The organism is Aestuariibaculum sp. M13 (assembly GCF_024723255.1).
Lineage (GTDB): Bacteria > Bacteroidota > Bacteroidia > Flavobacteriales > Flavobacteriaceae > Aestuariibaculum > Aestuariibaculum lutulentum.
The window spans coordinates 1,118,639-1,142,025 of record NZ_JANIAC010000001.1 but is presented as its reverse complement, the minus strand read 5'-3'; the positions used below and the strand labels follow the sequence as shown (position 1 = coordinate 1,142,025).

Sequence of the window (23,387 nt, the reverse complement as noted above, 5' to 3'; positions counted from 1 at the left end):
TGAGGGTTTTATTTAGTTTCCAACCATAGATGCTCTTGAGCCTCCATCGGTAAATATGGCACGCATTCTGTTGGTTTGACCATCGGTAAACATATACATACAGGCATCGTCGGTATAATCCATATAATTCATGGTCATATCAGGAGTTTGACAACTAACTGAAGGGTAGGTAGGGCAACCGTAGTTGGCACCTCCGGCGCTTGGTGTATCTTCCACAAAATCATCTTGACGACATCTGCCGTCACCCCAGATATGTCTGAGGTTTAAGTAGTGACCAACTTCGTGAGTTGCAGTTCTACCTTCGTTATATGGAGCAGCCTTTCCACCAGGTAAACTTTCATGTAATAAAACAATACCGTCGGTTGCTAAATTGCCTCCAGGGAATTGGGCATATCCTAAAATACCTCCGCCAATATTACAAACCCAGATGTTTAAATGTGTTTCTGGAGTTGTTGGGGGATATGCGGCTTTGACTGCATCATTGGTTCCCCAAGAACTTTTTGGATCGTCATATCTGTAGGTGCCCGCCAAGGTGAAATGAATGTCAGTTGTGGTAACATCGTTAATGAAGTCCGTAGCTCCACTTGGTAGTTGGTTTGTGTTTTTGGTGTTAAAATCATCATTCAATACTGCGATTTGTGAACTTATCTGCTGATTAGAAACTGCGTTAGCATCTGGCAATACAATATGTACATATACAGGAATATTGATTGAACCTAAGCCGTCTTCTACAAGTGTTACATCAACATCTGTGCTTCCGGTATCTCCACCGCCACCACCAGGATTGGTAGGTTTTCCTTTAGCTGTTATGAATTTACGGGTATGATACTCAATAGCGTACATTTTTTGTTCTAAACCCGGATTTTCCTGAAGCTGACGGTTAAGGACGTTCATGGTGTAGCAAGGGGTGAGCGTGTTTTTTGAAGTGGCTGATTTTGCTATGGCATCATCAAACTCGGTGTAAACATAAAAATCACTCATGTCAATTTCTTGTTCCTGAGTGAGTTCGTTTTTTTCGCTCTCACAGGCCACAAATAGTAATCCTAAAGCAGCCATGCTTAAAATTAATTTTTTCATTTTTTAAATTTAATTTGAATTAGTCGGCTTTGAAGATAGGACATTTTTAGAGTTTAATCACTCTATAGAGAAAATTATTGTTAATAATTCGACAAAATACATGTTTTTGTTAATTATATAACAATTATGAAAGAAAAATAGTGTGGCACTAATTGTTACTGATTTAAAAATCAGTTGAATAAATAAAAAAGAAAATGATTCAGAATTTAAGAAAGCATCATTTTAGCTTTTTTAACACCAGTAACTAAAGCATCGATTTCTGCTTTGGTGTTATAAAAGGCAAAAGAAGCTCTAACCGTACCAGGAATACTGTAAAAATTCATGATAGGTTGTGCACAGTGGTGACCCGTACGCACAGCAATGCCTAATTTGTCTAAAATGGTTCCTACATCGTATGGATGAATACCATCCAGATTAAACGAAATTACAGATGTTTTGTGTTTTGAAGTACCGTAGATGGTTAAGCCTTCTATGGTTAACAATTGTTTGGTCGCGTATTCTAAAAGTTCGTGTTCGTAGGCTGCTATTGCATCGAATCCAATAGCATTCATATAATCAACGGCAGCTCCAAAAGCGATACCACCACAAATATTTGGGGTTCCAGCTTCGAATTTATGAGGTAAATCGGCGTAAGTGGTTTTTTCGAAGGTCACTTCGGCAATCATTTCGCCTCCACCTTGATACGGTGGTAATTTTTTTAACCATGCTTCTTTACCATAAAGCATACCCTGACCTGTTGGTCCACACATTTTATGTGCAGAAGCAACGTAAAAATCAACATCAAGTGCCTGTACGTCGGGTTTGATATGTGGTGTTGATTGTGCACCATCAATTAAAACAGCGGCACCAACTAAGTGCGCTTGTTTGATAATATATTCAATAGGATTTATGGTTCCTAAAGCATTAGAAATATGATTGACGAAAACCAGTTTGGTTTTATTTGAAAGCAGATTGTCGAATTCAGAAATCACCAATTCACCATCCTGATTCATTGGGATGACTTTTAAGGATGCTCCTGTGCGTTCGCAAAGCATTTGCCAAGGCACAATATTACTGTGGTGCTCTAAAGCTGAAACGATAATTTCATCGTCTTTTGTTAATAGTGATGAAAATCCGTTAGCAACTAAATTGATACCATGTGTAGTACCTGATGTGAAAATGATTTCGTGCGCATGTTTCGCATTGAAATGCGCCTGAATTTTTTGTCGGGCCTGCTCGTATTTATCGGTGGCTTCCTGACTTAACGTATGTACACCACGATGAATGTTGGCATTGTAGTTTGAGTAATAGTCTACAATGGCATCAATAACCTGTTGAGGTGTTTGCGAAGTTGCAGCATTATCAAAATATACTAAAGGTTTACCGTTTACTTTTCGTGAAAGAATAGGGAAGTCTTTTCGTATGGTTTCTACATTAAACATAGTTGGTGAGTTTAGCCCCGATAGAGGTATTTGTTGAAGCTCTTCCCGACAGGTGTCGGGAAAGCGACTACCGATAGCGGGAAAAGCTTCAAAATAATTTTACAGATCGAATCCGATATTAACGCCTAATTTGTTAGCGATAAGCTTGGTGATACGTTGTTTTATTTCTGGAATCTTTACCGAACTTAAAACGTTATTACTGAACGCATACATTAAAAGTCCTTTGGCTTCTTTTTCTGGAATTCCGCGTGAACGCATGTAGAACATAGCGCTTTCGTCTAACTGACCAATCGTACAACCGTGAGAACATTTTACATCGTCGGCAAAAATCTCTAATTGTGGTTTGGTGTTAATCGTCGCTTTATCGCTAACTAAAATGTTATTGTTAGCCTGGAAGGCATTGGTTTTTTGCGCTTCTTTTTCAACAACAACTTTACCATTAAATACGCCAACGGCATTATCGTCGAAAATACCTTTGTAATCCTGGTGGCTTTCGCAGTTAGGCTCGATATGGTGTACTAAAGTGTTGTGATCTACATGTTGTTTATCGCCAATAATAGTCACACCTTTTAGCGTAGAATCGATACGTTCTCCGTTTTGGAAGAAGTTAAGGTTGTTACGTGTTAATTTACCTCCGAAACTAAACGTATGCACAGAAGCATGACTTTCGCGTTTTTGGTTGATAAAGGTATTATCAATCAATGACGCATTAAGGTTGTCATTCTGAATTTTGTAATAATCAACAATAGCGCGTTTATTAGCAAAAATTTCAGTAACACTGTTGGTTAAAACCGGGTTATCGGTTAAACTTTGGTGACGCTCGATGATTTGTACGTGAGAATTCTCGTCAACAACAATTAAGTTACGAGGTTGTAGCATAGTAGCCGCTTCACTTCCTGTAGAAAAATGTACAATTTGAATTGGTTTTTCTACCACTTTGTTTTTTGGAATGTGAATGAAAGCACCTTCGCTTGAAAATGCTGTGTTTAAAGATGTTAAACTGTCTTTGCTCGCTGCTTTGTTAAAGTAATTCTCGATAATCAAACGGTATTTAGGTTTGCTTAATGCCGCAGACATTAAACATACATCCATACCATCGTGCGTAGTTTGCGATAGGTGTGATGAATATTTACCATCGATAAAAACAATTTTATAACTGTCGATATCGTGAATGAAATATTTTTTTACATCGCTATATTCTACAGCAACTTCCTGTTTAGGGAAAATGCTATAGTCTTGTTTTAAAATACTGTTTAAAGAGGTATATTTCCAGGCTTCGTCTTTTTTAGATGGAAAACCTTGTTCCTCGAATATTTTGATAGCATCGGTTCTAACATCGTGAACGTACGCATCGACATCGACACGGTTTTCGAAGGCTAGAAATGATGATACTAATTTATCTTTTAAATCCATTTGCTCGGTTTATTTAGCGTTCACTTCTTCTTTAATCCAGTCGTAACCTTTCTCTTCTAATTCGTGAGCTAATTCTTTTCCTCCAGATTTAACAATACGTCCGTTGTATAAAACGTGAACGAAATCCGGTACGATATAATCTAATAAACGTTGGTAGTGTGTAATAACTACAACCGCATTATTTTCATTTTTTAATTTATTAACTCCGTTAGCAACAATACGTAACGCATCGATATCTAAACCAGAGTCAGTTTCATCAAGAATAGCTAATTTAGGATCTAACATAGCCATTTGGAAAATCTCGTTACGTTTCTTTTCACCACCAGAGAAACCTTCATTTAAAGAACGCGATAAAAATTTACGATCGATTTCTAAAAGCTCCGATTTCTCACGGATTAATTTTAGCATGTCTTTAGCAGGCATTTCTTCTAATCCTTGAGCTTTACGAGTTTCGTTAATAGCAGTTTTCATGAAGTTTGTTACTGAAACTCCAGGAATTTCTACAGGATATTGAAACGATAAGAAGATACCTTTGTGTGCGCGCTCTTCAGCAGCTAATTCGTCAATATCTTCACCTTCAAAAATGATGCTACCATCGGTAACTTCGTACTCTTCTTTTCCAGCGATTACAGATGATAAGGTACTTTTACCTGAACCGTTTGGTCCCATTATAGCGTGTACTTCACCTGGTTTTACTTCAAGGTTAATACCTCTTAAAATCGCTTTATCCTCAACACGAGCGTGTAAATTCTCAATTTTTAACATAACTATTCTTGTCCTAGTTTTACAACATTGTTACTCTCTGGATTGGGTTTAGAAACGTTTAATATTTCAACCACTTCAACTTTATTATCCCAAAGAATTTTATCGTCTTTTTTATTTGTGATTTTTCCTCTTATTTCTACCGGAACCATATCGGTAGGTTCCTGTTTATATTTTTCGGCAAGCTTATTAAGCTCTTTCATTTTATCGGTAATAAATACTCCATAAATATCGGCATGTGTTTGTATTACGGCTGCACCATCGAAATACACAAAGTCACCTTTTAAAAGGGTTAACCCATCGCTTTGTTTCGCGGTTCTTTCAGGGCTATCGGCTGTGATTGTTTCTTCGGTAGTTTCTGTTTTTTTATCGCTTTTACACGCCGTTAAAACAGAAAGAGTTAACAGTAAAACAAATGTTTTTTTCATGCTATAGAGATTTATCCAACACTTCCTTCTAAGCTAATTTCTAATAATTTTTGAGCCTCAACAGCGAATTCCATAGGTAACTTATTAAGTACCTCTTTACTGAATCCGTTTACGATAAGCGCAATCGCTTTTTCGGTATCAATACCACGTTGGTTACAATAAAAAATCTGGTCTTCACCAATTTTACTTGTTGTAGCCTCGTGCTCGATTTGAGCCGTTTTATTTTTAGCTTCGATGTACGGGAAGGTATGTGCACCACACTCGTTACCCATAAGTAAACTGTCACATTGCGAGAAGTTACGAGCGTTTTCGGCACGACTTGCAATTTGTACTAATCCACGGTATGAGTTTTGTGATTTACCTGCTGAAATACCTTTTGAAATAATGGTAGATTTTGTGTTTTTACCAAGGTGAATCATTTTCGTGCCAGTATCGGCTTGCTGGAAGTTGTTAGTTACCGCTATTGAGTAAAACTCACCAACCGAATTATCTCCTTTTAATACACATGAAGGGTATTTCCATGTTACAGCACTTCCGGTTTCTACCTGTGTCCAGGAGATTTTTGCGTTCTTTTCACATAAACCACGTTTGGTAACAAAGTTGTAAACCCCACCTTTACCTTCTGCATTTCCAGGGAACCAGTTTTGTACGGTACTGTATTTAATTTCAGCATCGTCTAAAGCAATAAGCTCAACAACGGCAGCATGTAGTTGGTTTTCATCACGACTTGGTGCTGTACAACCTTCAAGGTAACTTACGTAACTGCCTTCATCAGCAATCACTAAAGTTCTTTCAAACTGACCAGTTCCAGCCTGATTGATACGGAAATACGTTGATAATTCCATCGGGCATCTAACGCCTTTTGGAATGTAACAGAAACTTCCATCACTAAATACCGCACTGTTTAATGCCGCGTAGAAGTTATCTGTTTTGGGAACTACAGTTCCGATATATTTTTTAACTAATTCCGGGTGTTCTTTAATTGCCTCAGAAATCGAGCAGAAAATAATACCTTGTTCAGCTAAGGTTTTCTTGAAGGTAGTAGCTACCGATACAGAATCGACAACCACATCCATAGCTACACCAGCTAATTTCTTTTGTTCATCTAAAGAGATACCTAATTTTTCGAAAGTTGCCAGTAATTCTGGATCAACCTCGTCTAAACTATCGTATTTAGGCTTTTTATTTGGTGCTGAATAATACGAAATAGCTTGGAAATCTGGTTTTTCGTAGTGTACGTTAGCCCATTCCGGCTCGGTCATACCTTGCCAGATACGAAATGCTTCTAAACGCCACTCGGTCATCCATTCCGGCTCCTCTTTTTTTACAGAAATAGCACGTACTATGTCTTCATTTAAACCAACAGGGAATGTTTCAGATTCAATATCGGTGTAAAATCCGTATTCGTATTCTTTAGTCTTAAGTTCTTCTCTTAAATCGTCTTCAGTATATTTACTCATCAGTCTTCAATTATAGATTTAAAGTGAAAAAGATTCACCACAACCACAAGTTCTGTTGGCATTCGGGTTGTTAAATACAAATCCGGTACCGTTTAAACCTCCGGAATATTCCAGAGTCGTTCCTATTAGGTATAAAAAGCTTTTTTTGTCAACAATAATTTGAACACCATTGTCTTCAAAAACTTTATCGTCTTCCACTTTTTCTTTATCAAACTTTAAATCGTAAGATAGCCCAGAACAACCGCCACTTTTTACCCCAACACGGATATAATCGGTAGTCGGGTCAAAGCCATCTTCCTGCATAAGCTCGATAACTTTTTTCTTAGCTGTTTCAGAAACTTTTATCATAATTATCTATATAAAAATATATATTGTCAAAATTGACTGCAAATATACAATATAAGTCGCGGATTACCATAGAGCCTAACATTATATTAGTATATAGTTTTATAGGTTTTTCTTATTGTTTGAAAAATCAGGTGTTTGTTGTATATTTTTAGTTATTAGGCGAATAATTTGAATTTTTATTAGGCTTTTGATATTCCATTATCTAAATAAGCTTCTTATTTTTGCAGCATGATAGAAGATAAAAACCAGCAGCGTACAGATTTAAGTACTTTAGGAGAGTTTGGATTGATAGACCACCTGACTAAGAATTTTGTTATAAATCATAAATCGACCGTAAAAGGTATTGGTGATGACGCCGCGGTGCTTGATTTTAAGAAAAAAGTTGTTGTAACAACCGATTTATTAGTTGAAGGCGTACACTTCGATTTAAGTTATATGCCTTTAAAACACTTAGGTTATAAGTCGGTGATTGTGAATCTATCTGATGTGTATGCTATGAATGCTACGGCTACACAAATTACCGTATCTATTGCAGTTTCGAATCGTTTTCCTTTAGAGGCTTTAGAAGAAATTTATGCAGGTATTGAAACGGCTGCCAAAATTTACAATATTGATGTTATTGGAGGAGATACAACATCTTCAAATAAAGGCCTTTTAATTTCTGTAACGGCTTTAGGTGAAGTAGAAAATGAGGTATACCGCAGTGGAGCAAAACCTAACGATTTATTAGTGGTTACCGGAGATTTGGGAGCAGCGTACATGGGGTTACAAGTGTTAGAACGCGAAAAGGAAGTGTTTAAAGTTAACCCTAATATTCAACCGGATTTAGATCAGTATACATACTTAATCGAGCGTCAGTTAAAACCTGAAGCTAGAAAGGATATTGTTAAGTTGCTTAACGATTTAGATGTGAAGCCAACATCGATGATTGATATTAGCGACGGCTTGTCTTCTGAAATTATGCATATCTGTAAGCAAAGTAAGGTAGGTTGCGATTTATATGAATCTAAAATTCCTTTAGATCCTCAGGTGATTTCTACATGCGAAGAATTTAATATTGATAGTACTACAGTGGCTCTAAACGGGGGCGAGGATTATGAATTGTTAATGACGATTTCTCAAGACGATTATCCTAAAATTAAAGCAAATCCTAATTTAACCATTATTGGTTATATGACCGAGGAAAGTGCTGGAATGCATCTGGTAACAAGGGCAGAAACTAAAATTCCTATTAAAGCTCAGGGTTGGAAAAACTTTAACGAGTAATTAATTTTTAGGTATTTTTTTTTTTTTTTTTTTTGAAGCCTGATGTTTTAATAGAGGCGTAGGGAGATGTGTTTAGAGTGTTGTGAACCCTAAATTTTGTCGGAATAAAAAGCAAATTGGAATTCAGGAGGTTAATATACAGAAGAGGCGATAACTTTTCTTTGTTTACGTTCCATTCTTGAGTGGTGAATACGCTCTAAAATAGCGTTGATTTCCTGAAACTTTGGTGTTAATTCAATTAAATTGCCGTTGCTATTTGTAGTTAACTGCTTTTTGCAATGTGAACAGGTGTATTCTTTAACATGATACGTCACTTGCTTCGTTACTTTGTAGTTATGGCCGAAAAGACTACAGTACATTTTCGGTATAAATGCTGGGGTGTTTGTAGTTGTTTTCATGGTTTTTGTGGTTAATTTGTTGATTTAAACTTAGTTAAAAAAAGCAAACAAACGACAAAATGCTATAAATTTTCGATGAAATGCAATGTGTTAGATGAAAATTCTTTCATATTTTCAATATGAGCCATATGTCCGTCTGGAAATTCAACAACTTTTACATCTCTGTGTTTGGTTTGACTGATTAGGTTATTATAGTCAAGAACAGGGTCTTTTTTACTGATCATCATGAGTTTATCAAATTCATGAGCTTCCAGAATATGTTCCCGGTTTGGTCTTATTTTCATCCCTTCCAGAGCTGCAATAATCCCTTGAAGCGGTGTTAGCAAAGCATTGTCGACAACCTCTTTTATCTTTTCCGCGTATATTTTTCTGTTTTTTGGTCGGAATAAATTATTAACGGCAATCCTTATAAAGGTTCTATGGTTTTGTTTTACCGCTTCAATGGCTCGGTCTCTACCTAATTTCCTTTCAGGGTTGTCTTCTTTAGCTGTAGAATTCATTAAACAAATACCATTTACTCTTTTAGGATGTTTCTCAGCGAATGCTAAAGCTACATAGCCTCCCATAGAATGTCCGATAAATGTTGCTTTTTCAATATTTAAATGATTTAATAACGCTTCTACAGTTTCTGCCATAAGTTCCATAGAATGAACATATCCCAGACATCCGGTTTCACCATGACCTAAAAGGTCTATACAAATTATACGATGCTTTTTTGAAAATTCCGGAAGGAAAGGCTCCCACATGGTTTTGTTTTCTAAAAAGCCGTGAAGTAAAACTATCGCGTTGCCTGTCCCGTTATCGGTATAGCTTATTGAAGTGTTTTTGTAAACTAAATTCATAAACGGAGTTAAGCTTTAACCTTTTTAATGGCAGCAAAGGCTTTGTCTACAAATTCGTCTTCAACTAATATAGTAAACTCGTTTGTGGTTGAAATCACTTCATATAAAACAATGCCTTCCCAGGCTAAACGTTTAAAGAAGTGATAGTATAAACCTGCAATTTTAGAGTTGTCTTCCGGAAGGTTAACACAAATGGCCGATAACCCTGTTTGCGATGCTAAAAACGTTTCGTTACCTAAACATTCTTTAACAAAACCATCTAAACTGCTAGAAACAATCAGATTACTTTCGTGAATACCGCGGGTAAAGGTGTAGAATAATTTCGGTTCCTGATTGATGCGTTCTAAAATCTTGGCGTGATTATCAATAATCGTATCAGAATTTTTAACTGTAAAATCGGTTAGGTTTGAGCGTACGGTAATATCTCCCAAATTTTGCATTACCTTTTTCATCTTTACCGAATTGGATAATGTTGTTGGCGGATTATAACGTCTTAAAGCCATCATAATAGCGCCAGGTTTCACGTCTTTCTTTAGCATTTTACTAATAGGTTCGGTGAGCTCGATAGCTAAGGCGCTAAAATTTATTATGTTCCGCGAAAGCGCTTCCTCTAAATAAGGTTGTGTTATTAAAATGTCTTCAACACAGTTTGATACAGTCTTCATGTTAATTATTTAACAATATGTGCAAAAGTAAACATATTTTTTAATAAATATCTTTTTTATAGAAAGGAGTTATAGTTTAGCACTCAAAATAATGAAAATGAAGCTGGTAATAGGAATTTTCAACATAGTGAAAAAGTATTAGCCAGTAAAGAACACTAAATACATTAAGTATTCATTAATATGAAAGTATTAAAATTTGGAGGGACCTCGGTAGGGTCGGTAGAGAGTATTAGTAATGTGAAAAACATTATTAATGATGGAGATAAGAAAATTGTGGTATTATCGGCAATGTCTGGTACGACCAATCATTTAGTGTCTATAGCCAAGGATATTGAAGAAGGAAATGTTAGTGAAGCGGCTAATAAAGTAAATAGCCTTCATGAAACATATAAAGTAGTTGTAAATAACCTGTTAAATACCAATACAGAATTAAATGCCGATGTTCAGGCTTATGTTTCTGAAGTATTTGCTTTGTTGTTAGGAGCTACTGAAAAAGCCTTTACTCAAGTTTTAGAAAATGAAATTTTGGCACAAGGTGAAATTTTATCTACTTATATGGTAAATGCTTACTTAAAGCAAGAAGGTGTAAGTTCTACTTTATTGCCGGCTTTAAGTTTTATGCGTATTGATGCTGAAAAAGATCCGGATTTAAATTATATAAAATCGCATTTAAAAACGGTTTTAGAAAATGCTGAGGATGCTGAGATTTATATCACTCAAGGATTTATTTGTTTAGATGCTGAAGGTGAAATTTCTAACCTGCAACGTGGCGGAAGCGATTATACTGCGACTATTATTGGAGCAGCTATTATAGCTGAAGAGGTTCAAATCTGGACCGATATTGACGGTATGCATAACAACGACCCGAGATATGTTGAAAATACGAGGCCAATTTCAAATTTATCGTTTGATGAGGCGGCTGAGTTAGCGTATTTCGGAGCGAAAATTTTACATCCACAAACGGTAACGCCGGTAAGAGAAGATAATATTCCGGTGCGTTTAAAGAATACAATGAACCCTGAGGCTCATGGTACTTTAATTAACAATGATCATTCTGAAGTTGGTATTAAAGCTATTGCAGCAAAAGATGGTATCACTGCTATTAAGATTAAATCGGCGCGCATGTTAAATGCTCACGGTTTCTTAAAGAAAGTATTCGAAATATTTGAAGTTTATAAAACGTCAATCGATATGATTACAACTTCAGAAGTTGCTGTGTCGTTAACCATTGATGATGATAAAAACTTAGACAAGATTTTAGTTGAATTAGAAAAAATTGCAACTATTGAGGTCGATAAGGGACAAAGTATCGTATGTTTAGTAGGACACTCTGTGGTGAATCACCACGATACTTATAAGTTGTTCCAGATTTTACAAGATGTAAAAATTAGAATGATTTCATACGGGGGAAGTAACAATAATATTTCTCTATTAATCAATTCTAACGATAAAATAAAAACACTTAGCAAGCTAAACGATTATTTATTTGAATTAGTCACTCTGTAAATTATAATTTTAGTATTGTTAAAAAGGGTCGTTGCAAAACGACCCTTTCTTTTTTTTATAGTATTTAGATTGATGAATTAACTGTTCATTAAATCTTCAATTTCTTCAACTTCAATCGGGATGTTAGCCATTAAGTTTAATGGTTCTCCTTTTTCTTGAACTACAACATCGTCTTCTAAACGAATTCCGAAACCTTCATCAGGAATGTAAATACCAGGTTCAACAGTAAATACCATATTGGCTTGCATTGGTTCGGTTAAAATACCGTAATCGTGCGTGTCTAATCCCATGTGGTGAGATGTGCCGTGCATAAAGTATTTTTTATAAGCTGGCCAGTCTGGATTTTCGTTTTGTACATCGGCTTTGTCTAAAAGTCCTAAACCTAATAATTCCGAAGTCATCATTTTACCAACTTCAACGTGGTAGTCGGCCCAAATAGTTCCTGGCACAAGTAGTTTTGTAGCTTCGTTTTTAACACGTAATACAGCATTATAAACCGCTTTTTGTCTGTCGTTAAAACGACCGGAAACAGGAATTGTTCGACTTAAATCACTGGCATAGTTTGCATATTCGGCTGCAGTGTCAAATAAAATTAAATCACCGTCTTTACATTGCTGGTTGTTTTCAATGTAGTGTAACACATTGGCATTATTTCCTGCAGCAATAATTGGGGTGTAAGCAAATCCTTTTGAGCGGTTGCGTAAAAATTCGTGAGCCATTTCAGCTTCTATCTCGTATTCCCAAACACCTGGTTTTACAAATCCTAATACGCGACGAAATGCTTTTTCGGTAATATTACAGGCGTTTTGAATTAAGTCAATTTCAATCTGGTGTTTTACCGAACGTAGACGTTGTAAAATAGGATTGCTTTTCGCTACGCTGTGCGCTGGAAAAGTTTCCTTTAACCATTTGTTGAAACGATCTTCACGTGTTTGTGTTTCCACATTCGAGCGGTAGTGTTCGTTAGTGTTTACATAAACCGTATCACACTGTGACATTACTTCTTTGAAAATCTTGTTGAAATCCTGTAACCAGTATACGGTTTTGATTCCTGAAGTTTTAAAAGCCTGTTCTTTATCAAGTTTGGCACCTTCCCAAATAGCAATATGTTCGTTAGTTTCTGTTAAGAATAGTATTTCACGGTGTTTTGGGTTAGGACAATCCGGGAATAAAAGTAAAATACTTGATTCCTGATCGACACCGCTTAAATAAAAAATATTGCGATCCTGTTGAAACGGCATCGTACTATCGGCACCTATAGGGTAAATATCGTTAGAATTGAAAACAGCCAAACTATTCGGTTTCATTTGAGCTGTGAAATTCTTTCTGTTGTGAATAAATAGAGCGTTGTCTATTGGATGATATTTCATGTTCTGGAATATTAGATTTTGTGATTGACACAAAAGTAAAAAAATCAAATGTTAATAAATGTTATAATTGGAAATAAGGTACTTAGGTGTTTAATGGGAAATGAAATAGAAGGTTGATATTTAGGAAATTAAAGAAGTTGTAACATGTAAATTATGTAATCGATTACATAATTGAGTTTCAGTTTTTTTGTGATTCTTCTAAAGCGAATACTAAAGATTTGTTAAAGGAAATACTTAGGAATACTTGTTTAAGGTTTAAAGGGGTTGATTATTAAGGTGTTTTTATGCTGAAAATCTACGTATTTGCTTCTTTAAAACCATTCTAAATACGTAATAAAACAGACCTTAAAACTTGTCTAAATTAGGTGTCCTCATTACATTTGCATCCAGTATTAAACTAACTTCAAAATAATGAGCGGATTTTTTAAATCTTCGATTGGAAGAAAAGTAGCGATGGCATTATCGGCTTTCTTCCTAATGATTTTCTTATTTCAACATTTTGTAATAAACCTTTTATCTGTTTTTAGTGGTGACATCTTCAATGAAGTATCTCACCTTATGGGAACTAACTGGTTAATTCAATTTGTAATGCAACCAGTTTTAATTTTTGGTGTGGTATTCCACTTTATCATGGGATTCATCTTAGAAATTAAAAACAAAAAAGCACAAGGAGTAGCCTATGCTAAAAATAATGGAGCTGCAAACTCAACTTGGGTTAGTAGAAACATGATTTATAGTGGTTTGGTTATTTTAGCTTTTATCTTACTTCACTTTATCGATTTCTGGTTTCCGGAAATTAACACAAAGTACATTCAAGGCGATTGGTCTGGGGTACACGAAGGTGTTGAAGGGTACAGATATTTCCATGAATTACAGGAGAAATTTGTTAACCCGGCAAGAGTAGCTGCTTACGTAGTTGCGTTTGTGTTTTTAGCATTACACTTGTTACACGGTTTTACATCGGCATTCCAATCTATGGGAGCTACGGCTGGAAGAAAGAAAACATTACAAAACATTGGTAAAGCATATTCAATTATTATCCCAGCAGGATTTGTAATTATTGCGTTATACCATCATTTTAATCATATCCATTAATCTTAGATAATATGGCATTAGATTCAAAAGTACCAAAGGGTCCAATTAAAGATAAATGGACAGAGTATAAAAATCATATTAACCTGGTTAACCCGGCTAACAAACGTCACATCGATGTTATTGTTGTTGGTACTGGTTTAGCAGGAGGATCTGCAGCTGCTACTTTAGCAGAGTTAGGTTATAACGTAAAAGCATTTTGCTACCAGGATTCACCTCGTAGAGCACACTCTATTGCGGCACAAGGTGGTATTAATGCAGCGAAGAACTACCAAGGTGATGGTGACTCAACTTACAGATTATTTTACGATACTGTAAAAGGTGGAGATTACCGTTCTCGTGAGGCTAACGTTTACCGTTTGGCTGAAGTTTCAGCAAATATTATCGACCAATGTGTGGCTCAAGGGGTTCCTTTCGCCCGTGATTATGGTGGATTATTAGATAACCGTTCGTTCGGTGGTGTATTAGTATCACGTACATTTTACGCTAAAGGACAAACTGGTCAGCAGTTATTATTAGGAGCTTACTCGGCAATGAACAGACAAATTGCTCGTGGTAAAATTCAAATGTACAACCGTCACGAAATGCTTGATGTCGTAAAAGTTGATGGTAAAGCGCGTGGAATTATTGCTCGTAACTTAATTACAGGTGAAATTGAAAGACATTCAGCGCACGCTGTCGTTATAGCAACAGGAGGATACGGAAATGTTTATTTCTTATCAACCAATGCTATGGGATCTAACGCAACGGCTGCCTGGAAAATACATAAAAAAGGTGCGTATTTCGCAAATCCATGTTATACGCAAATTCACCCAACATGTATTCCACGTTCAGGAGATTATCAGTCTAAATTAACATTAATGTCTGAGTCTTTACGTAACGATGGTCGTATCTGGGTTCCTAAAAACATGGAAGACGTCATGGCTATTCGCGAAGGTCGTAAAAAACCAACCGATTTATCAGAAGACGAAAGAGATTATTACTTAGAGCGTCGTTACCCAGCGTTTGGAAACTTAGTACCTCGTGACGTTGCATCTCGTGCTGCAAAAGAGCGTTGTGATGCTGGTTACGGAGTTAATGCAACTGGTGAAGCAGTTTATTTAGATTTCGCTTCAGCTATCGAGCGTTACGGAAAAGAGCAGGCTAGAATTCAGAATATTGAAAACCCTTCAGCTCAAAAAGTATACGATTTAGGAAAAGCTATCGTAGAAGCAAAATATGGTAACTTATTCCAGATGTATGAGAAAATCGTTGACGAAGATCCATACAAAACACCAATGATGATTTATCCTGCAACACACTATACCATGGGTGGTGTTTGGGTAGACTATAACTTAATGACTACAGTTGATGGTTTATACTGTATTGGTGAGGCAAACTTCTCTGATCACGGTGCTAACCGCTTAGGAGCTTCTGCTTTAATGCAAGGTTTAGCTGATGGATATTTCGTATTACCATACACCATTGGAGATTACTTATCAAATGATATTAGAACCGGAAAAATTCCAACGGACACTAAGGAGTTTGATGAAGCAGAAAAAGAAGTTAAAGACAGAATCGATTTCTTCGTAAATAACAAAGGACAACACTCAGTAGACTACTACCACAAGAAATTAGGGCAAATCATGTGGGATAAATGTGGTATGTCTCGTAACGAGCAAGGATTAAAAGAAGCGATGGCTGAAATTAAGGAATTGCGTGAAGATTTCTGGAAGAATGTAAAAGTTCCTGGAAGTGCTAACGAAATGAATCCTGAATTAGAAAAAGCGGGTCGTGTTGCAGATTTCCTTGAGTTAGGAGAGTTATTCGCTAAAGATGCTTTAAACAGAAACGAGTCTTGTGGAGGTCACTTTAGAGAAGAATCTGTGGAGTTGGATGGTGAGCAAAAAGGAGAAGCTAAACGTAACGATAAAGAGTATGCTTATGTAGCTGCCTGGGAGTACAAAGGCGAGCCTGCTGATGCTGTTTTACACAAAGAAGAATTAGAGTTTAATGATATAGAACTAAAACAACGTTCGTACAAATAAAAAAGACATTATGAATTTAACACTTAAAATTTGGAGACAAAAAGACTCGAATGCAAAGGGTCAAATGGTCGATTATAAAGTTACTGATATTTCAGAGCATATGTCTTTTTTAGAAATGATGGATGTTTTGAACGAACAACTTATTGCTGGTGGAGAAGAGCCTGTAGCGTTCGATCACGATTGTCGTGAAGGTATCTGTGGGATGTGTTCTATGTATATTAACGGTGAAGCACACGGACCAGACAGAGGCGTAACTACTTGTCAGTTACACATGCGTATGTTTAAAGATGGTGATACTATTACTATCGAGCCATTTAGAGCTGCTGCATTTCCTGTAATTAAAGATTTAGTTGTAGACCGTACCGCTTTCGATCGTATTCAACATGCAGGAGGTTATATTTCTGTTAATACTTCAGGTAATACTCAGGATGCTAACAATATTCCAATCTCTAAGCATGCTGCCGATGAGGCTATGGATGCTGCGACTTGTATTGGTTGTGGTGCTTGTGTGGCAACTTGTAAAAACTCAAGTGCTATGTTATTCGTTGGTGCTAAAGTTTCTCAGTATGCCTTATTACCTCAAGGTCAGGTTGAAGCTGCCGATCGTGTACGTAACATGGTTGCTCAAATGGATTTAGAAGGTTTTGGTAACTGTACAAATACTGGAGCTTGTGAGATTGAGTGTCCTAAAGGTATTTCTTTAGACAACATCGCAAGAATGAACAGAGAGTTAATGAAAGCGCAATTCTAAAAATTGTTTTTTCAACATATAAATGAAAACCCAGGCTTAGGCTTGGGTTTTTTTGTTTAGCTTTATCAGGTTAATTTTTTGTGATGTATAAACTATTTTGCATAGCTGTAATTTGTTTTTTGTCGTTTGCTGATGGATTCGCTCAGACGAAAAGTCAAATTTATGAACCCGCTTTTTTCGAGGAAACGCTGCTGAAGAATGTCGAAAATTTGTCTTCTGATGCTTTTGAAGGACGCAGAACTGGAACGCGAGGCGGAATCAAAGCTAGAAGATATATCATTCATGAATTTCAAAAATTAGGTGTTCAGCCGCTGTTAAAAAGCAAGTATGAACAGCCATTTTCTTTTGATTTTAAAGGTACATATTATGAAGCTGCAAATGTTTTAGGACTAATAAAAGGCGAAAAGTATCCAGATAAATATATTGTTGTTAGTGCCCATTACGACCATGAAGGTATTAAGCAAGGAGTAATTTATAACGGAGCCGATGATAATGCCTCAGGTGTTGGAGCTTTATTCAGTTTTGCCGAATATTTTAAATATCACGCGCCACAATACTCCATTATTTTAGCGGCTTTTGATGGAGAGGAATTAGGATTACAAGGGGCGAAATACTTTGTTAATAATTCCAAAGTGCCATTAAAAAAAATCGTATTTAACATCAATATGGATATGATAAGCCGTAGTGATAAAAATGAACTTTTTGCTGTTGGAACTTCCCATTATCCGTTTTTAAGATCGGTAATTAAGGGTATAAAGACTCCGGAAAACTTTAAACTATCAATGGGGCATGACGAAGGGAATTGGAAAGAGGACTGGACCCATGCTTCCGATCATGCACCATTTCATAAACAAGGCATTCCTTTTTTATATTTTGGGGTAGAAGATCATAGCGATTATCATGAACCGACTGACGATTACGAGAATATTCAGCCGGCTTTTTATACTAATGCGGTTAAAGTTATTATTTCTGTATTTGAAAAATTAGATCAGTTATCGCTTTAAGAATTTCTATTTTTTTAATGATCATGCCCACCACCTTCTTCGGCTAACAACATAAATCCACCCTGGGTTAACAAGGTTTTATTCATTAAATCTTCATAGTTTAAAATTTCGGCATAGGTTTCATTTTCTAAGCCGATATTTAGCTTAACTTTCTCAAAGCTATACTTGCCATTTTCTTCATGTTCTAAAACCAAAACATACATGGCATTTTCATATTCAATAAGTGCGTCTTTGGGTAATGCAGATTTTTCTTCGGAGTTACTTATAATATGAGCTTCAACAAACATACCGACAATAAAGTTAGCCTGCTCTTCATTTAAAATATGGGCATGTATTTTTATTACTCGGTTTTTTTCATCAACCGTAGTGCCTACTAAATGCACTTTGGCCTCAAAAATCTGGTTGGATGCTTCAGGTATTTTAAAGTTTATTTTTTGTCCTTTTTTAATGTTTAAAATGTCTTTTTCAAACACCGATAATTCTAAATGGATATGGTCTGTATCTATAATTTCCATAATCATATCGGAAGGCGATACGTAAATGCCATTACTAACTTCCACCTTTGTAATATATCCGTTAATAGGAGAATATAAATTAACCGTAGATGTCAATTGGCCTTGTTCAACCAATGCAGGACTTATGTTTAACATGCTTAATTTCTTCTTTAAACCATTGTATTCAGCAAGCGCACTTTTGTATGTACTCTCAGCTTTCAGGAAGTTTTTTTGGGACGTTATATTCTCATCGAACAAACTTTTTTGTCTTGTGTATTCCGATTTTAGATAATTTAATTGTTCAGAAATCTCTAAATACTGTTGTTGTAGTTCAATAAATTCAGGATTTTCCATGCTCACCAACAGTTGTCCTTTTTTAACCTGGTCGCCAATTAAAAGTGGCGTTTTAGTTATGTAACCACCCATGAAACTACTTACTGTAGCCTTGTTATGTGGAGGTACGTCAATTATACCACTTACATTAATAGTGTTGTTGAAGGTGTGTTGTTCTAATTTGCCGAGTTTCATGTTTTCGGTTTCGAACTGTTTTTGTGTTACAGTAAGATGTTCTTCGAGAACTTCTTCAGTAACAGAATTTGTGTTCTTTTCTGAATTTTTACAGGCCATTACCGTGAATAGCGCAATAAGTATATGTAAGTTTTTCATCTTTCTTTATTTTACAATAAGGTGGTTAATGGTAATGATGGTCTGGTTGTAATGATTTAAATTTTCCAGATAATTCAATTGAATATCGGTAGCGGTTTCAATACTTTGGATGTACTGAAAGAAATCAATTTCACCTTCCTTGAAACTTCTGTTGGCAGTTTTTATAATTTCTTTAGATAAAGCCTTGCCTTCATTTTCGTAATAATTAATGGACTCGTTGTATTGTTCCAATTGTGATAACAGTTTTTGGTGTTCGGTTTTTAATGTTACCTTGTAATTTTCCTGTTCTGCAACCGAGGCTTCCCGGGCTAATTTAGAAGCTTTTATTTTAGAGGCATTTCCGCTAAAAAGAATAGGGATTTTAATACCGAATTGATAACCAATCATGTTGTCGTTTAAGGAACTGTTGGAACCTTGAAAGTACTCTACACTTAAATCGGGTAACAGGTTTTGTTTTTCTTGTTGATTTAAGGCCGTGTAATAATCGTTATACGAATCGTAATATGCTAAGCCAATATTATCCTCGACAGATATGTTTTGTAATTCCAGTTTTTTAAAATTCGTGTCAATCTCCAGAAGCGTATCCACCTGAACCACTTTTTTTAATTGTTCGTTGGCCGAAGCCACTTCAAGAAGTGATTGTCTGTATTTGGTTTGTAACTGCTTTTGCTTCGATTTGGCACTTATCATTTCCAGGTAATTGGTTTCACCAAGTTCAAAACGGCGTTCGGCAGCTTTCGAAAAATTTTGATACAAGCTATCTAAAAAACGGTAAGATTCAGCTTTATTTTGAGCATAACATAATTGATAATAGGCTATAGAAACATCGCGTTTTAAGTTTTCCAGTTGTATATTATAATTTGTGTTTTGAAGGTTGTATTTGGCTTTGTTTACTTTTTTGTCTGCAAAATACAAGGTTGGGAATTTAAAATCCTGACTCACTCCAAAAACCTTTAACGGAACACCGTTTATCGCCATATTATTTTCGTCGTAGCTGTAATAGATTTGTGTTTTGTCGAAATCAAAAGCACTTCCAATAAGCGCTTTGCTTTCCTCGGTTTTTAGCGACGACGCTTTTAAACCTGCGTTATTTTCAATCGCCAGATTAATGGTTTCATTAAGCGATAAAGGTGCTGTTTGTGCATTCATTTTAAAACAGAATAAAAGAATGACAACCGAAGCGATACCGTTTTTATTCATTTTAATATGTTTTTTTTCTTCAAACCAGGCATAAAGTACAGGTAATACAATTAAGGTTAAAACTGTAGCCGTAATTAATCCGCCAATAACAACTGTGGCTAATGGACGCTGAACTTCGGCACCTGCATTCGTAGAAATAGCCATAGGAAGAAAACCTAAGGCCGCCGCCGAAGCGGTTAATAAAACAGGGCGTAAACGTTCTATAGTACCTCGTTTTATACGTTCTTCAATATCCAGAACACCTTCTTCTTTTAGTTCTTTAAAATGTTCTATTAGTACAATACCATTAAGTACAGCGATACCAAAAAGAGCAATAAACCCAATACCAGCCGAAATACTAAAAGGCATGTCACGAAGCCATAACAGGAAAATCCCTCCAACAGCCGAAAGTGGAATCGCAGAATACACCATGGCAGCTTCTTTTATAGAACCAAAGGCAAAATGTAGCATAATAAAAATGAGAATTAAGGCTACGGGAACAGCTACCATTAAACGGTCTTTAGCGCTTTGTAAATTTTCAAATTGTCCGCCGTAAGTCACACGGTAGCCCACCGGAAGTTTGACTTTAGTGTCGATTATATGCTGAACATCATCAACTACCGATTGTAAATCGCGGTTTCTAACATTTATTCCAATTACAATTCTACGTTGGGTATTATCGCGAGATATTTTAGCTGGGCCGGTAGTGTATTTAATGTCGGCAAGTTCGCTCAGTGGAATTTTAGCTCCGGCTGGGGTGTCGATGTATAAATTTTGAAGGTTTTCAATATTGGTACGTTTATTTTTGTCTAATCGAATCACCAAATCGAATCGTTTTTCACCTTCAAAAATATTACCAACAGTGGCGCCTGCAAAGCCCATGGTAATAATTTGATTCACATCGGCAATGTTCAGTCCGTAGCGCGCAATTTTACTTCGGTTAAAATTAACTGTCATTTGCGGAAGACCTTCAACTTTTTCAATAACAATATCGGAAGCACCTTCAACATCATGAATCAGTGATTTTATTTCGTTGGCTTTACTCGCTAGAACCGATAAATCTTCACCGAAAATTTTAATAGCCACATCAGCTCTAACTCCGGTAATAAGTTCATTAAATCGCATTTCAATGGGTTGTGTGAATTCCACTTCCATGCCAGGAATGATACTTAAAGCTTCCTTGAATTTATCGGCGAGTTCATCTTTACTTTCGGCAGACACCCACTGGTCTTTTGGTTTTAATTTAATAATCACATCGCTTTCTTCCATACTCATCGGGTCGGTAGGGACTTCGGCAGCGCCAATTCGGCTCACCACCTGATCGACTTCCGGGAAATTATCTAAAAGTGTTTTTTCAATTTTGGTAGTAATTTCAATAGTTTTTTTAAGAGAGGTTCCGGTTTTTAAAACTGGTTGAATAACAAAATCACCTTCATCTAAAGTGGGCACAAATTCGCCACCCATAGTTGTGAAAATATAAATGCTGGATGCCAAAAGTAAACCTGAAGCTGCAATCACTATTTTTTTGTGTTGCAAAGCCCAGTGAATGGAAGGTTTATAAAATGTGTTAAGACGGTTCATCAATTTCACCGAAATATTCTTCTCACTGTGTTTTACAGGTTTTAAGAACATAGAGGAAATAACCGGAACATAAGTTAAACACAATAACATGGCACCTATTAAAGCAAAGCTGAATGTAAGGGCCATAGGTTTAAACATTTTACCTTCAACGCCACTTAAAGATAGAATAGGAATAAATACAATAAGAATGATGAGTTGTCCGAAAATGGCAGAATTCATCATTTTTGAGGCACTTTTTTGTGTGATTTGATCTATTTTATCTTGTCGGTCATCTTTTGATAACGCGTTAATTTTAGAACTCTGACTTGTAATTTGGAACGCTATAAATTCAACAATAATGACTGCACCGTCAATAATAATTCCGAAGTCGATAGCACCTAAACTCATCAGGTTGGCATCGATTCCGAACATGTTCATTAAGGAAATGGCAAATAGTAAACACAACGGAATTACCGAAGCAACAACAAGGCCCGAACGGAAATTTCCAAGAAGTAAAACCACTACAAAAATAACAATAAGTGAGCCTAAAATTAGGTTTTCGGCCACGGTAAAGGTGGTTTTACCAATCAGTTCACTGCGTTCTAAAAATTCGTTGATGTACACGCCTTCGGGTAACGATGTTTGAATATTGGCTATGCGCTCTTTTACGGCTTCAATAACTTGTTTAGAGTTACCGTCTTTAAGCATCATCACCTGCCCAAGCACTTTTTCGCCTTCACCGTTTCCGGTTATGGCTCCAAATCTAGTAGCGCTACCAAAATCTACAGTCGCAACATTCTTGATATAAATAGGAACACCATCATTTTTAACAACAATGTTTTCAATATCACTTAAAGAATTAACTAAACCTTCTCCACGAATAAAATAGGCTTTATTGCTTTTTTCAATGTAACCACCACCAGCAATACTGTTGTTTTTTTCTAAAGCATTAAAAATATCAAGGTAGCTGATATTCATTGCTTTTAGCTTTTCCGGATTAATGGCAACCTCATATTGTTTTAAGTAACCGCCCCAGGTATTAATTTCAACAACACCCGGAATTCCTGAAAGTTGACGTTTAACAATCCAATCCTGAATGGTTCTTAAATCGGTTGTGCTGTACTGGTCTTTATATTCAGGTTTAACATCCAGAATATATTGATGAATTTCTCCTAAACCGGTGGTGATGGGGCCCATTTCAGGTGAGCCGAAACCTTCCGGGATTTTTTCTGTAGCGGATTTAATTTTTTCGGCAATAAGTTGGCGTGGCAGATAGGTACCCATCTTGTCGTTAAACACAATGGTAACAACTGATAAACCAAATTTTGAAACCGAACGGATTTCTTCAACACCCGGTAAGTTCGCCATCTCCAGCTCTACAGGGTATGTAATAAATTGCTCGACATCCTGAGTAGAGAGGTTGCGAGATGTGGTAATCACCTGCACCTGGTTGTTGGTAATATCTGGTACTGCCCCGATAGGAATTTGTGTTAAGGAGTAAATACCAAAACCGATGATAAATGCGGTAAAAAGTATAACGATTAGCTTATTTTTTAAGCTGAATTTTATAATGTTTTCTAACATAATTCAAAGTAATCAAATAATTAAATAGAGCTATTTTAAACCGAAGTGGTTTAAATAGTTTTAATAATGTCGTT

Annotated in this window: 19 protein-coding genes; 6 read left to right on the top strand and 13 right to left on the bottom strand. The window is 36.2% G+C overall.

Going from position 1 to position 23,387, the window contains the following annotated elements:
* Nucleotides 1–12 precede the first annotated feature (12 nt).
* The 7 genes from NO995_RS04870 to NO995_RS04840 all read right to left on the bottom strand — a co-directional run bounded on the left by NO995_RS04870 (nt 13) and on the right by NO995_RS04840 (nt 6,909).
* Nucleotides 13–1,077 carry a zinc metalloprotease gene (locus tag NO995_RS04870; protein WP_258226511.1) on the bottom strand — a complete coding sequence of 355 codons (1,065 nt, stop codon included), beginning with the start codon at nt 1,075–1,077 and terminating at the stop codon, nt 13–15.
* 206 nt (nt 1,078–1,283) lie between these two features.
* Complete coding sequence (locus NO995_RS04865; RefSeq protein WP_258226510.1) at nt 1,284–2,498, bottom strand: aminotransferase class V-fold PLP-dependent enzyme; 1,215 nt, start codon at nt 2,496–2,498, stop codon at nt 1,284–1,286.
* Between the two features lie 99 nt (nt 2,499–2,597).
* Nucleotides 2,598–3,911 (bottom strand): Fe-S cluster assembly protein SufD, encoded by a 1,314-nt coding sequence (sufD, locus tag NO995_RS04860; protein ID WP_258226509.1) that lies wholly within the window; start codon nt 3,909–3,911, stop codon nt 2,598–2,600.
* A 9-nt stretch (nt 3,912–3,920) separates the two neighbouring features.
* A complete protein-coding gene (gene sufC / locus NO995_RS04855; protein ID WP_258226508.1) occupies nt 3,921–4,676 on the bottom strand; it encodes a Fe-S cluster assembly ATPase SufC in 756 nt (251 codons plus the stop codon).
* Between the two features lie 2 nt (nt 4,677–4,678).
* Nucleotides 4,679–5,101, bottom strand: coding sequence for a hypothetical protein (locus NO995_RS04850; RefSeq protein WP_240572211.1), 423 nt, complete (start codon nt 5,099–5,101; stop codon nt 4,679–4,681).
* Nucleotides 5,102–5,112: 11 nt separating this feature from the next.
* Nucleotides 5,113–6,561, bottom strand: a complete 1,449-nt coding sequence (gene sufB, locus NO995_RS04845; RefSeq protein WP_240572210.1) for a Fe-S cluster assembly protein SufB — start codon at nt 6,559–6,561, stop codon at nt 5,113–5,115.
* Nucleotides 6,562–6,579: 18 nt separating this feature from the next.
* A complete protein-coding gene (locus NO995_RS04840) occupies nt 6,580–6,909 on the bottom strand; it encodes an iron-sulfur cluster assembly accessory protein (protein WP_240572209.1) in 330 nt (109 codons plus the stop codon).
* 228 nt (nt 6,910–7,137) lie between these two features.
* On the opposite strand from NO995_RS04840, the gene thiL reads away from it, so the two are divergent.
* Complete coding sequence (gene thiL, locus NO995_RS04835; protein WP_258226507.1) at nt 7,138–8,175, top strand: thiamine-phosphate kinase; 1,038 nt, start codon at nt 7,138–7,140, stop codon at nt 8,173–8,175.
* A 131-nt stretch (nt 8,176–8,306) separates the two neighbouring features.
* Here the strand turns inward: thiL and NO995_RS04830 are convergent, their stop codons facing one another.
* From NO995_RS04830 to NO995_RS04820, 3 genes are all read right to left on the bottom strand, one after another.
* Entirely contained in the window at nt 8,307–8,573 is a 267-nt protein-coding gene (locus tag NO995_RS04830; protein ID WP_240572207.1) for a hypothetical protein, read from the bottom strand.
* Between the two features lie 62 nt (nt 8,574–8,635).
* Complete coding sequence (locus NO995_RS04825; RefSeq protein WP_258226506.1) at nt 8,636–9,415, bottom strand: alpha/beta fold hydrolase; 780 nt, start codon at nt 9,413–9,415, stop codon at nt 8,636–8,638.
* Nucleotides 9,416–9,423: 8 nt separating this feature from the next.
* Nucleotides 9,424–10,080 (bottom strand): hypothetical protein, encoded by a 657-nt coding sequence (locus tag NO995_RS04820; RefSeq protein WP_240572205.1) that lies wholly within the window; start codon nt 10,078–10,080, stop codon nt 9,424–9,426.
* Between the two features lie 180 nt (nt 10,081–10,260).
* On the opposite strand from NO995_RS04820, the gene NO995_RS04815 reads away from it, so the two are divergent.
* The gene (locus NO995_RS04815; protein WP_258226505.1) at nt 10,261–11,586 is read left to right on the top strand and encodes an aspartate kinase; all 1,326 of its coding nucleotides are present in this window, start codon (nt 10,261–10,263) and stop codon (nt 11,584–11,586) included.
* A 77-nt stretch (nt 11,587–11,663) separates the two neighbouring features.
* On the opposite strand, the gene NO995_RS04810 is transcribed toward NO995_RS04815, so the two are convergent.
* The gene (locus NO995_RS04810; protein ID WP_258226504.1) at nt 11,664–12,956 is read right to left on the bottom strand and encodes an aminopeptidase P family protein; all 1,293 of its coding nucleotides are present in this window, start codon (nt 12,954–12,956) and stop codon (nt 11,664–11,666) included.
* Between the two features lie 411 nt (nt 12,957–13,367).
* Between NO995_RS04810 and NO995_RS04805 the strand changes: the two genes are divergently transcribed.
* The 4 genes from NO995_RS04805 (at nt 13,368) to NO995_RS04790 (ending at nt 17,830) form a co-directional block, all read left to right on the top strand.
* Nucleotides 13,368–14,051 (top strand): succinate dehydrogenase cytochrome b subunit, encoded by a 684-nt coding sequence (locus tag NO995_RS04805; RefSeq protein ID WP_258226503.1) that lies wholly within the window; start codon nt 13,368–13,370, stop codon nt 14,049–14,051.
* 11 nt (nt 14,052–14,062) lie between these two features.
* A complete protein-coding gene (locus NO995_RS04800; RefSeq protein WP_258226502.1) occupies nt 14,063–16,075 on the top strand; it encodes a fumarate reductase/succinate dehydrogenase flavoprotein subunit in 2,013 nt (670 codons plus the stop codon).
* A 10-nt stretch (nt 16,076–16,085) separates the two neighbouring features.
* Nucleotides 16,086–16,826 carry a succinate dehydrogenase/fumarate reductase iron-sulfur subunit gene (locus NO995_RS04795; protein WP_240572200.1) on the top strand — a complete coding sequence of 247 codons (741 nt, stop codon included), beginning with the start codon at nt 16,086–16,088 and terminating at the stop codon, nt 16,824–16,826.
* 83 nt (nt 16,827–16,909) lie between these two features.
* On the top strand, nt 16,910–17,830 hold the full coding sequence (locus NO995_RS04790; protein ID WP_258226501.1) for a M28 family peptidase: 921 nt from the start codon (nt 16,910–16,912) through the stop codon (nt 17,828–17,830).
* A gap of 14 nt (nt 17,831–17,844) precedes the next feature.
* On the opposite strand, the gene NO995_RS04785 is transcribed toward NO995_RS04790, so the two are convergent.
* A complete protein-coding gene (locus NO995_RS04785) occupies nt 17,845–18,990 on the bottom strand; it encodes an efflux RND transporter periplasmic adaptor subunit (protein WP_258226500.1) in 1,146 nt (381 codons plus the stop codon).
* 6 nt (nt 18,991–18,996) lie between these two features.
* On the bottom strand, nt 18,997–23,313 hold the full coding sequence (locus NO995_RS04780) for a CusA/CzcA family heavy metal efflux RND transporter (protein ID WP_258226499.1): 4,317 nt from the start codon (nt 23,311–23,313) through the stop codon (nt 18,997–18,999).
* Nucleotides 23,314–23,387: the final 74 nt, after the last annotated feature.

Excerpts from the sequence above, each read along its gene's own strand:
- NO995_RS04805 (WP_258226503.1), top strand. The coding sequence starts at position 13,368 with ATGAGCGGATTTTTTAAATCTTCGATTGGAAGAAAAGTAGCGATGGCA.
- NO995_RS04870 (WP_258226511.1), bottom strand. The coding sequence starts at position 1,077 with ATGAAAAAATTAATTTTAAGCATGGCTGCTTTAGGATTACTATTTGTG.
- thiL (WP_258226507.1), top strand. The coding sequence starts at position 7,138 with ATGATAGAAGATAAAAACCAGCAGCGTACAGATTTAAGTACTTTAGGA.
- NO995_RS04840 (WP_240572209.1), bottom strand. The coding sequence starts at position 6,909 with ATGATAAAAGTTTCTGAAACAGCTAAGAAAAAAGTTATCGAGCTTATG.
- NO995_RS04815 (WP_258226505.1), top strand. The coding sequence starts at position 10,261 with ATGAAAGTATTAAAATTTGGAGGGACCTCGGTAGGGTCGGTAGAGAGT.
- sufC (WP_258226508.1), bottom strand. The coding sequence starts at position 4,676 with ATGTTAAAAATTGAGAATTTACACGCTCGTGTTGAGGATAAAGCGATT.
- NO995_RS04850 (WP_240572211.1), bottom strand. The coding sequence starts at position 5,101 with ATGAAAAAAACATTTGTTTTACTGTTAACTCTTTCTGTTTTAACGGCG.
- sufB (WP_240572210.1), bottom strand. The coding sequence starts at position 6,561 with ATGAGTAAATATACTGAAGACGATTTAAGAGAAGAACTTAAGACTAAA.
- NO995_RS04810 (WP_258226504.1), bottom strand. The coding sequence starts at position 12,956 with ATGAAATATCATCCAATAGACAACGCTCTATTTATTCACAACAGAAAG.
- NO995_RS04795 (WP_240572200.1), top strand. The coding sequence starts at position 16,086 with ATGAATTTAACACTTAAAATTTGGAGACAAAAAGACTCGAATGCAAAG.
- NO995_RS04865 (WP_258226510.1), bottom strand. The coding sequence starts at position 2,498 with ATGTTTAATGTAGAAACCATACGAAAAGACTTCCCTATTCTTTCACGA.
- NO995_RS04790 (WP_258226501.1), top strand. The coding sequence starts at position 16,910 with ATGTATAAACTATTTTGCATAGCTGTAATTTGTTTTTTGTCGTTTGCT.
- NO995_RS04780 (WP_258226499.1), bottom strand. The coding sequence starts at position 23,313 with ATGTTAGAAAACATTATAAAATTCAGCTTAAAAAATAAGCTAATCGTT.
- NO995_RS04785 (WP_258226500.1), bottom strand. The coding sequence starts at position 18,990 with ATGAAAAACTTACATATACTTATTGCGCTATTCACGGTAATGGCCTGT.
- sufD (WP_258226509.1), bottom strand. The coding sequence starts at position 3,911 with ATGGATTTAAAAGATAAATTAGTATCATCATTTCTAGCCTTCGAAAAC.
- NO995_RS04830 (WP_240572207.1), bottom strand. The coding sequence starts at position 8,573 with ATGAAAACAACTACAAACACCCCAGCATTTATACCGAAAATGTACTGT.
- NO995_RS04820 (WP_240572205.1), bottom strand. The coding sequence starts at position 10,080 with ATGAAGACTGTATCAAACTGTGTTGAAGACATTTTAATAACACAACCT.
- NO995_RS04825 (WP_258226506.1), bottom strand. The coding sequence starts at position 9,415 with ATGAATTTAGTTTACAAAAACACTTCAATAAGCTATACCGATAACGGG.
- NO995_RS04800 (WP_258226502.1), top strand. The coding sequence starts at position 14,063 with ATGGCATTAGATTCAAAAGTACCAAAGGGTCCAATTAAAGATAAATGG.